Origin of the sequence: Streptomyces sp. NPDC099050 (assembly GCF_044759865.1) — a bacterium.
Lineage (GTDB): Bacteria > Actinomycetota > Actinomycetes > Streptomycetales > Streptomycetaceae > Streptomyces.
Map to the genome: position 1 here is coordinate 427,394 of NZ_JBIWAE010000002.1, position 13,409 is coordinate 440,802.

Annotated in this window: 9 protein-coding genes; 4 read left to right on the forward strand and 5 right to left on the reverse strand. The window is 73.6% G+C overall.

The genetic code is table 11. From position 1 onward, the window contains the following. Window positions 1–30 precede the first annotated feature (30 nt). Window positions 31–510 (reverse strand): PaaI family thioesterase, encoded by a 480-nt coding sequence (locus tag ACIQV3_RS04965; RefSeq protein ID WP_389693494.1) that lies wholly within the window; start codon window positions 508–510, stop codon window positions 31–33. A gap of 54 nt (window positions 511–564) precedes the next feature. Beyond that, the gene (locus ACIQV3_RS04970; RefSeq protein WP_403709821.1) at window positions 565–2,904 is read right to left on the reverse strand and encodes an FdhF/YdeP family oxidoreductase; all 2,340 of its coding nucleotides are present in this window, start codon (window positions 2,902–2,904) and stop codon (window positions 565–567) included. 347 nt (window positions 2,905–3,251) lie between these two features. Between ACIQV3_RS04970 and polA the strand changes: the two genes are divergently transcribed. Further along, a complete protein-coding gene (gene polA, locus ACIQV3_RS04975) occupies window positions 3,252–5,975 on the forward strand; it encodes a DNA polymerase I (protein ID WP_403709823.1) in 2,724 nt (907 codons plus the stop codon). A gap of 38 nt (window positions 5,976–6,013) precedes the next feature. Here the strand turns inward: polA and ACIQV3_RS04980 are convergent, their stop codons facing one another. Next, window positions 6,014–6,934 (reverse strand): DUF4184 family protein, encoded by a 921-nt coding sequence (locus ACIQV3_RS04980; RefSeq protein WP_403709825.1) that lies wholly within the window; start codon window positions 6,932–6,934, stop codon window positions 6,014–6,016. 271 nt (window positions 6,935–7,205) lie between these two features. Between ACIQV3_RS04980 and ACIQV3_RS04985 the strand changes: the two genes are divergently transcribed. The 3 genes from ACIQV3_RS04985 (at window position 7,206) to ACIQV3_RS04995 (ending at window position 9,877) form a co-directional block, all read left to right on the forward strand. Beyond that, window positions 7,206–8,564 (forward strand): lytic transglycosylase domain-containing protein, encoded by a 1,359-nt coding sequence (locus ACIQV3_RS04985; protein WP_403709827.1) that lies wholly within the window; start codon window positions 7,206–7,208, stop codon window positions 8,562–8,564. Window positions 8,565–8,744: 180 nt separating this feature from the next. Next, window positions 8,745–8,885, forward strand: coding sequence for an SPW_0924 family protein (locus tag ACIQV3_RS04990; RefSeq protein WP_327307299.1), 141 nt, complete (start codon window positions 8,745–8,747; stop codon window positions 8,883–8,885). 14 nt (window positions 8,886–8,899) lie between these two features. Then, window positions 8,900–9,877, forward strand: coding sequence for a DUF3068 domain-containing protein (locus tag ACIQV3_RS04995; RefSeq protein ID WP_403709829.1), 978 nt, complete (start codon window positions 8,900–8,902; stop codon window positions 9,875–9,877). On the opposite strand, the gene ACIQV3_RS05000 is transcribed toward ACIQV3_RS04995, so the two are convergent. Both ACIQV3_RS05000 and ACIQV3_RS05005 read right to left on the reverse strand, forming a co-directional pair. After that, window positions 9,867–12,515 (reverse strand): ATP-dependent RNA helicase, encoded by a 2,649-nt coding sequence (locus ACIQV3_RS05000; RefSeq protein ID WP_403709831.1) that lies wholly within the window; start codon window positions 12,513–12,515, stop codon window positions 9,867–9,869. The two genes, ACIQV3_RS04995 and ACIQV3_RS05000, sit on opposite strands and share 11 nt — an antisense overlap. A 4-nt stretch (window positions 12,516–12,519) precedes the next feature. Then, window positions 12,520–13,368: a class I SAM-dependent methyltransferase gene (locus ACIQV3_RS05005; protein ID WP_403709833.1), complete on the reverse strand. Its 849-nt coding sequence runs from the start codon at window positions 13,366–13,368 to the stop codon at window positions 12,520–12,522. Window positions 13,369–13,409 lie beyond the last annotated feature (41 nt).

The following is a 13,409-nucleotide window of genomic DNA, read 5'->3' on the forward strand; positions in this document are numbered from 1 at the left end:
GCTAGACCGGCGCCGCGGTGAGGGCAACGGCTAGTTGTTGCCGTCCTGTTGCGGGTTCACGTCGCGCAGCAGGCAGGTCAGGCGGGCGGTGCAGACCCGGCGGTCCTGTTCGTCCGTGATGACCACCTCGTAGGTGGCGGTGGAGCGGCCGCGGTGCACGGGGGTGGCGACGCCGGTGACCAGGCCGGAGCGGGCGCCGCGGTGGTGGGTGCAGTTCAGGTCGACGCCGACGGCGACCTTGGTGATGCCGCCGTGCATCATCGCGCCGACCGAGCCGAGGGTCTCGGCGAGGACGGCGGAGGCCCCGCCGTGGAGGAGGCCGTAGGGCTGGGTGTTGCCCTCGACGGGCATGGTGGCGACGACGCGCTCCGCGGAGGCTTCGAGGATGCGGATGTCCATCCGCTTGCCGAGGTCGCCCGCCGAGAACAGCGCGGGCAGGTCGATGCCCAGGGCCGTGTACTCGTCGAGGACCTCCTGCGGGAACTTCACCGCGTGCTGCTGCTCGCCCATGGGCCGACTCCGTTCGTCAACGCTCGTTAACCATCTTGTCCTGGTGTCGTTCTATCAGGACGGCTCGAAGCGCACGACGACGGACTTGCTCGCCGGGGTATTGCTGATGTCCGCCGTGGAGTCGAGGGGCACCAGCACGTTGGTCTCGGGGTAGTAGGCGGCGGCGCAGCCGCGGGCGGTCGGGTAGTGGACGACGCGGAAGCCGGGGGCGCGCCGTTCCACGCCGTCGCGCCACTCGCCGACGAGGTCGGTGTACGAGCCGTCGGCGAGGCCGAGTTCGGCGGCGTCCTCGGGGTTGACCATGACGACGCGGCGGCCGCCGGTGATCCCGCGGTAGCGGTCGTCGAGGCCGTAGATGGTGGTGTTGTACTGGTCGTGGCTGCGCAGGGTCTGCAGGAGCAGGCGTCCCGGCGGGAGGTGCGGGTACTCCACGGGCGCGGCGGTGAAGTTCGCCTTGCCGGTCTTGGTGGGGAAGCGGCGTTCGTCGCGCGGGGCGTGCGGGAGCTGGAAGCCGCCGGGGCGGGCGACGCGGGCGTTGAAGTCCTCGAAGCCGGGGACGACGCGGGAGATCCGGTCGCGGATGGCCGCGTAGTCCCGTTCGAACTCCTCCCACGGGGTCCGGGAGGCCTCGCCGAGGACGGCGCGGGCCATGCGGGCCACGATCGCGGGCTCGGAGAGCAGGTGCGGGGAGGCGGGGGCGAGGTTGCCGCGGGAGGAGTGGACCATGCCCATGGAGTCCTCGACGGTGACGAACTGCGCCGTGCCCTTCTTGCCGGTGCGGCCACCGGTGCGGCCACCGGTGCCGGTGCCGGCACCACTGGCCTGGACGTCCTTGTCGGTGCGGCCGAGGGTGGGCAGGATCAGGGCGCGCCGGCCGGTGACGGCGTGGGAGCGGTTGAGCTTGGTGGAGACGTGCACGGTCAGGGAGGCGCGGCGGATCGCGGCCTCGGTGACCTCGGTGTCGGGGGTGGCGCCGACGAAGTTGCCGCCCATGGCGAAGAGCACCTTGGCCTCGCCGTCGCGCAGGGCCTGGATGGAGCGGACCACGTCGAAGCCGTGCTCGCGCGGCGAGGTGATGCCGAATTCCTTGTCGAGCGCGTCGAGGAAGGCGGGCGCGGGGCGCTCGAAGATCCCCATGGTGCGGTCGCCCTGGACGTTGGAGTGGCCGCGGACGGGGCAGACGCCGGCGCCGGGGCGGCCGATGTTGCCGCGTAGGAGCAGCAGGTTGACGACCTCGCGGATGGTGGCGACGGAGTGCTTGTGCTGGGTGAGGCCCATGGCCCAGCAGACGATGGTGCGCTCCGAGGCCAGGATCATGGCCAGGGCGCGCTCGATGTCGGGGCGGGTCAGGCCGGTGGCGGTGAGGGTCTCGTCCCAGTCGGTGTCCTCGGCGGCGGCCGCGAACTCCTCGTAGCCGTGGGTGTGCTCGCGGATGAACTGCTCGTCGGTGGCGCCGCCCGCCTCGATGACCAGCTTGTTGAGCAGGCGGAAGAGGGCCTGGTCGCCGCCGATGCGGATCTGGAGGAACAGGTCGTTGAGGGCGGTGCCCTTGAACATGCCCACGGGGGTCTGCGGGTTCTTGAACCGCTCCATGCCGGCCTCGGGCAGCGGATTCACCGAGATGATCTTCGCACCGGCGGACTTGGCCTTCTCCAGGGCGGAGAGCATGCGCGGGTGGTTGGTGCCCGGGTTCTGTCCCGCGACGATGATCAGGTCGGCCTGGTGGAGGTCTTCGAGGGAGACGCTGCCCTTGCCGATGCCGATGGTCTCGTTGAGTGCGGAGCCCGAGGACTCGTGGCACATGTTCGAGCAGTCGGGGAGGTTGTTGGTGCCGAACTCGCGGACGAACAGCTGGAAGAGGAACGCCGCTTCGTTGCTGGTGCGGCCCGAGGTGTAGAAGACGGCTTCATCGGGGGAGTCCAGGGCGCGCAGCTCCTGCGCGATCACCTCGAAGGCCCGCTCCCAGCTCACGGCCTCGTACCGGTCCGAGCCCTCCGCGAGGGCCCCTCTTTCCAGGAGCATGGGCTCGGTGATCCGGCCCTGCTGGCCCAGCCAGTAGCCGGAGCGGCCGGCGAGGTCGGCCAGGGGGTGCTCGGCGAAGAACGCGGGGGTGACCCGGCGCAGGGTGGCTTCCTCCGCGACGGCCTTGGCACCGTTCTCGCAGAACTCGGCGGTGTGCCGCTTGTCGCCCTCGGGCCAGGCGCAGCCGGGGCAGTCGAAGCCGTTCTTCTGGTTGACCTTGAGGAGGGTGCGGGCGGTGCGGGCCAGGCCCATCTGTTCCTGCGCGATCCTGAGGGTGTGCCCGATCGCGGGCAGGCCGGCGGCCGCGTGCTTGGGGGGCGTCACCTGGGGTGCGTCCTGTACGGGATCCCCTGCGGGCGGCTTGGTGGCCATGGCGCTCCCCTTCGAGCGTGCGTGCGAATGCAGCACACGGTGCCGCATCTCCGATCCTTGCACGGCCCCCGGGCGCCCGGGAGGGCGGTACGGAGCGTCCGGAGTCCGGACGCGTGCGCCGGGGGCGGGTGCCGCGACGGATGCGCCGGGGGAGGCGGGTGGGGCGCTGCCGGGGCGGTACCGGGGAGAGGCCGGGGCGGCGGACGGGGAGGCCGGGGCGGTCGGACGGGAAGGCCTCCGGGGGAGGGGGCGGCCAGGCCCGCGCGGGGGCGAACCCGGGCGGCCGTCCACTGACCGGGTGAGCACCGGCGCCGGAATTGTCAGTCCGGCGGCCTAGGATCGGGGGCGTGGCAGATTCAGCATCGAAGAAGACCGACCAGCCGACCGCAGCGGACCGCCCCCGCCTGATGCTCATGGACGGGCACTCCCTGGCGTACCGGGCGTTCTTCGCGCTGCCCGCGGAGAACTTCACCACCGCGACGGGGCAGCCGACCAACGCCATCTACGGGTTCGCCTCGATGCTGGCGAACACGCTGCGCGACGAGGCGCCCACGCACTTCGCCGTGGCGTTCGACGTGTCCCGCAAGACGTGGCGCTCGGCGGAGTTCCCCGAGTACAAGGCGAACCGCTCCAAGACCCCCGACGAGTTCAAGGGGCAGGTGGAGCTGATCGGCGAACTCCTGGACGCGATGAGCGTGCCGCGCTTCGCGGTCGACGGCTTCGAGGCCGACGACGTGATCGCGACGCTCGCCACGCAGGCCGAGGCCCTCGGCTTCGACGTGCTGATCGTCACCGGCGACCGGGACTCCTTCCAGCTCGTCTCCGAGCACACCACCGTGCTCTACCCGACCAAGGGCGTCTCCGAGCTCACCCGCTTCACCCCGGAGAAGGTCGAGGAGAAGTACGGGCTCACCCCCCAGCAGTACCCGGACTTCGCGGCCCTGCGCGGCGACCCGTCCGACAACCTCCCCGGCATCCCGGGCGTCGGCGAGAAGACCGCCGCCAAGTGGATCACCCAGTTCGGTTCGTTCGCGGAGCTCGTCGAGCGCGCCGAGGAGGTCAAGGGCAAGGCCGGGCAGAACTTCCGCGACCACCTGGACGCCGTGAAGCTCAACCGGGTCCTGACCGAGATGGTCAAGGACGTCGCCCTGCCCAAGACCCCCGCCGACCTGGCCCGCGCCCCCTACGACCGGACGGCCGTCACCGGAGTCCTGGACGTACTGGAGATCCGCAACGCCTCCCTGCGCGAGCGGCTGCTCGCCGTCGACCCCGGCGCCGCCGATCAGGAGGCCCCGGCCCCGGTCGCGGCCGCCGTGGAGCTGGACGGCTCCGTGCTCGGCGCCGGCGAGCTCGCGCCGTGGCTGGAGAGCCACGCGGGCAGCCCCCTCGGGATCTCCACCGTCGACAGCTGGGCGCTCGGCACCGGCACCGTCTCCGAGATCGCGCTGGCCTCGGCCGGCGGCGCGGCCGCCTGGTTCGAGCCGTCCGCGCTGGACGAGGCCGACGAGCGGGCCTTCGCCGCCTGGGCGGCCGACGCCGCCAAGCCCAAGGTGGTGCACAACGCCAAGGGCCTGATGCGGGTCTTCCCCGAGCACGGCTGGACCCTGGCCGGGGTCGCCATGGACACCGCCCTCGCCGCCTACCTGGTCAAGCCGGGCCGCCGCTCCTTCGCGCTGGACGTGCTCTCCCAGGAGTACCTGCACCGCGAGCTGGCGCCCGCCGCCGCCGACGGGCAGCTCGCCTTCGGCGCCGACGACACCGCCGAGGCCGAAGCCCTGATGGCGCAGGCCCGCGCCGTCCTGGACCTCGGCGACGCCTTCGCGGTCAAGCTCGCCGAGGTGGGCGCCGCCGAGCTGCTCCACGACATGGAGCTGCCCACCTCCGAGCTGCTGGCCCGCCTGGAGCGGGCCGGCATCGCCGTCGACCGGAGCCACCTGGAGGGCATGGAGCTGCAGTTCGCCGGCGCCGTGCAGCAGGCGGTGAAGGAGGCGCACGCGGCGGTGGGCCACGAGTTCAACCTCGGCTCGCCCAAGCAGCTCCAGGAGGTCTTCTTCGGCGAGCTGGACCTGCCGAAGACGAAGAAGACCAAGACCGGCTACACCACGGACGCCGACGCGCTCGCCTGGCTGGCCACCCAGACCGACCACGAACTGCCCGTGATCATGCTCCGCCACCGGGAGCAGGCCAAGCTGCGCGTCACCGTCGAGGGCCTGGTCAAGATGATCGCCGCCGACGGCCGGGTGCACACCAGCTTCAGCCAGACCGTCGCCGCGACCGGCCGGCTGTCCTCCACCGACCCCAACCTGCAGAACGTGCCGGTGCGCACCGACGAGGGCCGGGCCATCCGCCGCGGCTTCGTCGTCGGCGAGGGCTACGAATCGCTCATGACCGCCGACTACAGCCAGATCGAGCTGCGCGTCATGGCCCACCTCTCCGAGGACGAGGGCCTGCTCGCAGCCTTCCAGTCGGGCGAGGACCTGCACACCACCGTCGCCTCCCAGGTGTTCGGCGTCGAGCGCTCCGAGGTCGACGCCGAGATGCGGCGCAAGATCAAGGCCATGTCCTACGGTCTGGCGTACGGGCTCTCCGCGTTCGGCCTCGCCCAGCAGCTGAACATCGAGCCCGGCGAGGCCCGCGGCCTGATGGAGACCTTCTTCGAGCGCTTCGGCGGGGTCCGGGACTACCTGGGCCGCGTGGTCGAGGAGGCCCGCGCCACCGGCTACACGGCGACGATCCTCGGCCGCCGCCGCTACCTTCCGGACCTCAACAGCGACAACCGCCAGCGCCGCGAGGCCGCCGAGCGGATGGCGCTGAACGCCCCGATCCAGGGCACCGCCGCCGACATCGTCAAGGTCGCGATGCTGCGCGTGGACAAGGCGATCAGCGGGGCGGGGCTGAAGTCGCGGATGCTGCTCCAGGTCCACGACGAAATCGTGCTGGAGATCGCGCCCGGAGAGCGCGAGCGGGTGGAGGAGCTGGTGCGCCGCGAGATGGCCGCCGCCGTCGACCTGCGGGCCCCGCTGGACGTCTCCGTGGGCGTCGGCCCCGACTGGGAGTCCGCCGCGCACTGAGCGCCCGCACCTGTGCTCCCGACGGCGCCCGTCCCCGCCTACGCGGTGGGGACGGGCGTTTTCGTGTCCTCGTCCTCGTCCTCGTCCTCGCCCTGGTCCTCGCCCGACGGGCTCCGCTCCGCGCCGGCGTCGGCGGCTGTGGACGAGCGGTCGCGGGGTCGCCGGTGGCGCAGGCGCACGAGGATTCCGTACAGCAGCAGTCCCACGATGAGACCGCCGCCCGCGCCGAAACAGACGGTCGGGATGATGTCGAGCGGGGTGCGGATCCGGTCGAAGAACGTGAAGAAGCGCAGCACGCGCAGGGTGACCCCGACCGCCACGCACACGAGGATCAGCGCGAGCGCGCCCCCCACCTCGGCCCGGCCGAGCACCGGGACGGACGCGGGGGCAGGCGAGTCCGCCAGCCGGCGCAGCGCGGTCACCGTGAACCAGACCAGGAAGCAGGCCGAGAGCGCCGAAGTCCCGTACTGCAAGTACGAGTAGAGGGGCAGCCCGAAGGCGAGCGGCTCGCCCAGCTCCGGCAGGGTGCGCGTCCCGAAGCGGTCGATGTGCGTGAAGGCGTCCCACACCACGTGCGTGAGGGAACCGATGACCGCCGAGAGGTAGAACCACAGGGCCAGCGCGGGCAGTCGGCGGCCGCGCCACTCCTCGCCGCGGACGAAGGAGTGCACCCTGCCCTGCCGGCCGCGTGGCAGGAGGGCGATCAGCGGCTCGCGCAGCAGCAGCCAGTACGCCGCGAGGACGGCGGTCAGCACCGCGTCGGCGGTCAGGACGCCGGGCAGGGAGTGCGCGAAGGTGCCGTACGGCCTGAGCCCGGAGACGACCGTGTCGGCGAAGTAGAAGCTGTCCGGAGCGAACGACCCGAGGATCAGGGCCGATCCGACGAGGGGGCCGCGCGCACGACCGGAGCGGCGGACGGCCGGAAGCACGGCGGCCGCATGGCTGAGGGTGAACGGCATGGGAGCTCGTCTCCGGGGGTCTACTCGTCGGCCGGCGCAGACCGGTGCGATCCGGTGCGATCCGGTGCGGTGCGGTCCGGTGCGATCGGTGCGATCGGTGCCTCCAGTATGGGTGGCCTGCGGAACTCATGAGGAAATGGTGAATTCCGGCTCGCGATGCGTGCCCTGTTCAGCAAGTTGACGTAGGGTCACGCGGACGTCGAGGGGGAGGGGGGTCCGGCTCATGACGGCTCGGGCACGAATACGGGGACGCGGGTCCGCGATGTGGGGGATGTCGACGCGGTTCGGCCGGGTGGCGCGCAAGGGCGGGGCCGCCGTGGTCGTCTCCGCCGTCGTGGCCGCCGTACTGACCGCCTCGCAGGGGCCGGTCGCGGCCGGCGTCGTGGCGGCACCGGTCGCGGAGCCCGCGCCGGTGCCCGGCGGCGCCGCGGGAGACGGCTCCTACTTCACCGCCCTGCCGCCCCTGCTGAGCCCCGAGCCGCCGGCCGTGCTGCTCCCCGAGGCCGGGGCGACTCCGGCACCGGCGCCGACCGTGGCGCCGGCCGCCACGGATCCGGGTCCGCGCACCGAGCACCCGGCCACGGGCGGGGCCGAGGGGGCCCAGGGGATACCGGCGAGCGTGCTCGCCGCGTACCGGGGGGCGGAGCGGGTGGTCGGCGGGAGCGACCCCGGCTGCGGGCTGCGCTGGCAGCTCCTCGCGGCGATCGGCAAGGTCGAGTCCGGGCAGGCGCGCGGCGGTCAGGTCGACGGCTCCGGCAAGACGCTGCGGCCGATCCTGGGCCCCGTGCTCGACGGCAACGGCTTCGCGAACATCTCCGACACCGACGGCGGGGCCTACGACGGGGACGCGCGCTACGACCGTGCGATCGGGCCGATGCAGTTCATCCCGTCCACCTGGGCCTCGTGGGGCCAGGACGCCAACGGCGACGGCCGCCGCGACCCCCACAACGTGCACGATGCCGCGCTCGCGGCGGGCCGCTACCTGTGCGCCGGTACGCGTGACCTGCGGGTGGGCGCGGATCTGGACCGGGCCGTGCTGTCGTACAACCGGTCCTCCGCGTACCTGCGGACGGTGCGGTCGTGGTTCACGTACTACCTGAAGGGCGCCCACGAGGTCCCGGACGGCCGGGGCGGCGGCAGCGGCGGCGGCAGCGGTGCGGGCGGCGGGGGCAACCAGGTGGTCACACCTCCGAAGCCGAGCCCCAGCCCGACGCCGAAGCCCACGCCTTCGCCGAAGCCGACTCCGAAGCCCACGCCGTCGCCCAAGCCGACTCCGACGCCGACTCCTAGCCCCACGCCGAGCCCGACGCCGACTCCGACGCCCACCCCGAGCCCGACGCCTTCGCCGAAGCCGACGCCCACGCCGTCTCCGAGCCCGACGCCGAGCCCGAAGCCCACACCGAGTCCGACGCCTTCGCCGAAGCCGACTCCGAGCCCGACGCCGACGCCGTCTCCGAGCCCGACGCCGAGTCCGAAGCCCACCCCTTCGCCGGCGCCCACTCCGAAGCCCACCTCTGCGGTTTCCCCGACGCCGACGCCGAAGCCGACTTCGAAGCCGACGCCGAAGCCGTCGCCCAAGCCCTCGCCGTCCGCCTCCGCCGGCACTCCGGCGCCCGCGAAGACCCCCTGACACGCACCCCCCGGCCCGCCCTCTGCTCAGGGGGCGGGCCGCGGCATGACCCCGTTCGGCGCGAAGCCGGGGTCCCCGCGGGGTCCCCGCGCGAGCAGTGGCTCAAACGGTTCTCATCTGTCACCCGCATTGCTACGGTGCCACCGCCCTGACGACCAATCAGATTCCGGAGGCCCCGGCATGCGCGCAATCGTCGCCGCCGCCAGCGGTCTCGTCCTCGCGGCGCTCCTCGTCTTCGCCATCACGGCGACGGGGGCGCCGGAAGGCAAGACCTCACCGAAGCCCCTGCTCACCACCGCGCCCGCCGCGCCCGGAAAGTAGAGGAGGGCCCGGCCATGCGACGCAGAGCAAGCCTCGTCCTGCTAGCCGTAGCCGTGTTCTGTGCAGCCCTCGCACCGCTGCTGCGCTGGTACGCGTACCCCAGGCTCGCGAAGATCCCGCCGAGCCAGTACCAGGAGATGGTGCTGGAGGCGAAGGACGCGACCCTCGTCGACTACTCCACCTTGCAGCCGAGGAAGGTCGACAAGGTCACCATCGTCCAGACCCTCAAAGGCAACGTCGAGGCGTCGAAGGAGATCGAGGCCAGCGCGGGCAAGGACGTAGTGGTCTGGGACACCTTGACCCACATCATGGACCCGGACGGGAAGATGGTTTCCCAGATCCCCGAGCGCTACATCTTCGACGCGCACAGCCAGGACCCGGTGCACGCCACCGGCGAGGCCGTGGACGGGGACCCGGTCAGGCGCGAGGGCATCGAGTTCAAGTGGCCGTTCTTCACCGAGCCGCGCGACTACCTCTACTTCGACGCGCAGACCCGTACCTCCTCGCCGATCCACTACGTGGGTCCGCGCAAGTTCAAGGGCATGGACGTCTACTACTTCGAGCAGACCGTGCCGTGGACGAAGGTCGGGCTGCCGAAGAAGATGCCGATCGAGGCCATCGACCCGGCGACGTTCGAGCAGACCACCGGAACCAGCCTCTGGTACACGACCAAGGCGATGTTCTGGGTCGACCCGGTGACCGGGGCGCCCGTCAACGCCGAGCAGGAGATCCAGCAGGAGATGCGCGGCGGGAGCATCGCGGGCAGTGCGCCCGACGGGAGGCTCACCGTCTTCGCCGGGCACGTGAAGATCCGCGAGGACTACAGCGACCACACCGTCGACCTGGTCAAGTCGAACCGGACCATGGTCCTGGCGCTGCACACGTACGCCCCGATCGGGCTGGCGGCCGGCGGGCTCGCGCTCTTCGCGCTCGCGCTCTGGCTGGAGGCCCGCGGCCGGCGCCCCCGCGAGGAGGAGCCGTTCACCGCTTGAGCCGGGCGTTGGTGTGCCGGGTCGGCTCGGCGGTCGCCGGGTCCTCGGGCCACGGGTGCTTGGGGTAGCGGCCGCGCAGCTCGGCGCGCACGGCGCGGTAGCCGCCCTGCCAGAAGGACGCCAGATCGGCGGTGACCGCGGCGGGCCGGCCGGCGGGCGACAGGAGATGGACGAGTACGGGGACCCCCGCGACCCGCGGGGTCTGTGCCAGCCCGAACAGTTCCTGGAGCTTGACCGCGAGTACGGGCTGACCGTGCTCGGCGGCGTAGTCGACGCGGATCCGGGAGCCGCTCGGCACCTCGATCCGCTCCGGGGCCAGCTCGTCGAGCCGGGCGGCCTCCCCCGTGGCCCAGGGCAGCAGCCGGTTCAGTGCCTGCCCGGCGTCGATCCGCGCGAGGTCGCCGCGGCGGCGGGCCCGCGACAGCTCGGGCTCCAGCCAGTCGTCGGCCCGCTCCAGCAGCTCCCCGTCCTCTGCTACGTCGGGCCAGGGCGGGCCGAGCGTGCGGTGCAGGAAGCCGAGCCGGGCCCGCAGCGCCTGCGAGTCCGGGGTCCAGCGCAGCAGGCCGAGTCCCTCGGTGCGCAGTCCGTCGAGCAGCGCGGCCCGGACCAGGGCCCGGTCGGGATCGCGCAGGGGCCGCTCGGCGAGCTCGATGGCGCCGAGCCGGGTGACCCTGCGGGCCACGAGGTCGCCGTCCTCCCAGTGCACCTCTTCGCCCTCGCGGAACAGGTGGCCCGCCGCCGTGCGGGCGGTGTCCTCGTCGAGGAGGGCTCCGAGCCGGACCCGGGCGGACGCGGAGTGCGGGGGCCTGTCGGCGACGGCGACGGCCAGCCAGGGCGCGCTGCGCAGCCCTGACCCCTCGCCGAGCTCGGCCCCGGTCCCGGAGGCCATGAGGAAGGTCCCCTGGCCCTTGGCCTTCGCCACGCGCTCCGGGAACGCGAGCGCGGCGACCAGCCCGGCGGCGGCGTCGTGGGGGGCGGGCCCTGCGGGGCTTTCCCCCACCCCGCCCCTTCCCGAAACCGGGGCTCCGCCCCGGACCCCGGACGTGCGCTGCGCGCCCGTGCCCTCAAACGCCGGGCGGGCTGGATTCGCCGGCCCCGCAGGGGACCGCTCCGCCGCCGCGCGCTCCAGGCGCCTGGCCTCCGCGCGCCAGCGCGAGGCGTACGGGTCGCCGCCCGCCAGGGCACGCCGCCAGGCGGCGGCGAGGTCGTCTCCGTACTCCCGCGGCGGTTCCTCGCTCAGCAGGGCCACCAGTTCCGCGGCCCGCCGGGGGCCCAGCGCGGCGGAGCCGTCGAGGAGTGCGCGGGCGAGGCGCGGGTGCAGGCCGAGCCGGGCCATCCGCAGCCCCCTCGGGGTGGGCCGGCCCGCCGGGGACACCGCTCCCACCGCGAGCAGCACCTCGCGGGCCGCGGCCATCGCCCCGGCCGGCGGCGGATCCAGCAGGGCCAGGCCGGTCGCGTCCGGGTCGCCCCAGCAGGCGGCCTGGAGGGCGAACTGCGCGAGGTCCGCGATCCGGATCTCCGGGGAGGGGTACGCGGACAGCCGCCCGTCCTCCGCCTCGGCCCAGCAGCGGTACACCGTGCCCGGGGCCTCGCGCCCGGCCCGGCCCGCGCGCTGGCGGCCGGCCGCGCGGGACGCCCGTACGGTGGCCAGCGCGCCCAGGCCCCGGGCGTGGTCGACCCGGGGCTCGCGGGCCAGCCCCGAGTCCACGACGATCCGTACGCCGGGCACGGTCAGGCTGGACTCCGCGACGGCGGTGGACAGGATGACCCGGCGGTGCGGCGCGGGGGACAGCGCCGCGTCCTGGACGGAGGCCGGAGCGCGGCCGTGCATCTGGAGGACCTCCGCGTCGACGGAGCCCAGCTGCCCGGCGACCCGGGCGATCTCGCCGACGCCGGGCAGGAAGCACAGGAGGTCGCCGGAACGTTCCGCCAGCGCGCGCCGCACCACCGAGGCCACGTGCGTCAGCTGCGCCGGATCCACCCGCATCCCGTGCGGCGGCCGCACCGGGCGGGCCGGCGGGGCCCACACGGTCTTCACCGGGTGGGAGACGCCGGCCGCCTCCACGACGGGAGCGTCCCCGAGGCTGCCGCGTCCTAGAAGCCGGGCCCAGCCCGCCGCATCGGTGGTGGCCGACGCCGCGAGGAGCCGCAGCTCCGGGCGCAGGGTTTCCCGTACGTCCAGGAGGAAGGCGGCGGCCGTGTCGGCGTCCAGGTGCCGCTCGTGGCACTCGTCCAGGATCACCAGGTCGGTCCCGGAGAGCTCCTGGTCCCGCTGGAGCCGCTGGAGCAGCACCCCGGTGGTGACCACCTCGATCACGGTGGACGGACCGACCACCCGCTCACCGCGCACCGTGAAGCCGACCGAGGCGCCGACCTGCTCGCCGAGCAGCCAGGCCATCCGCCGGGCCGCGGCGCGGGCGGCGATCCGGCGGGGTTCGGCGACCACGACCCGGCGGCGCGGCCCGCCCCCCACCAGCCCCGCGAGCACCAGCGGCACCAGCGTGGTCTTGCCGGTGCCCGGCGGGGCGCAGAGCACGGCGGCGCCGTGGGCGTCCAGCGCCGAGACGAGCGCGGGCAGGGCTTCCCGTACGGGAAGGGCGTCGAGGTCGGCCGTGCGGATCGCGCGCTGTGCGGTCACCGGCTCAGTCCCGCTCGCACACGAAGATCGCCGTACCGGGGATGAGGTTGCCGCGCAGCGGGGACCAGCCGCCCCACTCCTGGCTGTTCCAGGCGGGCCATTCCGGCTCGACCAGGTCGAGCAGGCGGAAGCCGCCCGCGACCACGTCCCGTACCCGGTCGCCGAGGGTGCGGTGGTGCTCCACATAGACGGCGCGGCCCTGCTCGTCCTGCTCGACGTACGGGGTGCGGTCGAAGTAGGAGGCGGCGACGGACAGCCCCTCGGGGCCCGGCTCGTCGGGGAAGGCCCAGCGGACGGGATGGGTGACGGAGAAGACCCACCGGCCGCCGGGGCGCAGGACGCGGCGCACCTCGCGCATGACGTTGACGGGGTCGGCGACGAAGGGGACGGCCCCGTAGGCGGAGCAGGCGAGGTCGAAGGAGCCGTCGCGGAAGGGGAGGCGACCGGCGTCGGCCTCGACCAGGGGGACGTCCTCGCCGATGCGCAGGGCGTGCTGGAGCTGGCGGTGGGAGAGGTCCAGGGCGACGGGGCGGGCGCCCTGGGCGGCCAGCCAGCGCGAGCACTGGGCGGCGCCGGCGCCGATCTCCAGGACGTCCTTGCCCTTCAGGGAGGCGACGGGCCCGAGCAGGGCCGCTTCCGCCTCGTCCAGGCCCTCGGGTCCCCAGACGAAGCGGTCGTCGCCGAGGAAGGCGCCGTGCTCGCTCTGGTACTCGTCGGCGTTGCGGTCCCACCAGCCCCGGCTGGCCCGGCTGCTCTCCGCTTCCCCGGCGTCACGCCGCGTGGCCTCGGAATCGTCTTCGGCGGCCGATCCGGCTTCGTACGCCTCTTCGGGGGCGTAGTCCTCTTGGTTCATGGGGCCCGTCGTCGTAGTCTGCGAATGTCTGCGGAAAGCGG

Bases quoted from the DNA above. Each gene is read 5' to 3' on its own strand.
- ACIQV3_RS04965 (WP_389693494.1), bottom strand. From the start codon at position 510: ATGGGCGAGCAGCAGCACGCGGTGAAGTTCCCGCAGGAGGTCCTCGAC.
- ACIQV3_RS04970 (WP_403709821.1), bottom strand. From the start codon at position 2,904: ATGGCCACCAAGCCGCCCGCAGGGGATCCCGTACAGGACGCACCCCAG.
- ACIQV3_RS04980 (WP_403709825.1), bottom strand. From the start codon at position 6,934: ATGCCGTTCACCCTCAGCCATGCGGCCGCCGTGCTTCCGGCCGTCCGC.
- ACIQV3_RS04985 (WP_403709827.1), top strand. From the start codon at position 7,206: ATGTCGACGCGGTTCGGCCGGGTGGCGCGCAAGGGCGGGGCCGCCGTG.
- ACIQV3_RS04990 (WP_327307299.1), top strand. From the start codon at position 8,745: ATGCGCGCAATCGTCGCCGCCGCCAGCGGTCTCGTCCTCGCGGCGCTC.
- ACIQV3_RS04995 (WP_403709829.1), top strand. From the start codon at position 8,900: ATGCGACGCAGAGCAAGCCTCGTCCTGCTAGCCGTAGCCGTGTTCTGT.
- ACIQV3_RS05005 (WP_403709833.1), bottom strand. From the start codon at position 13,368: ATGAACCAAGAGGACTACGCCCCCGAAGAGGCGTACGAAGCCGGATCG.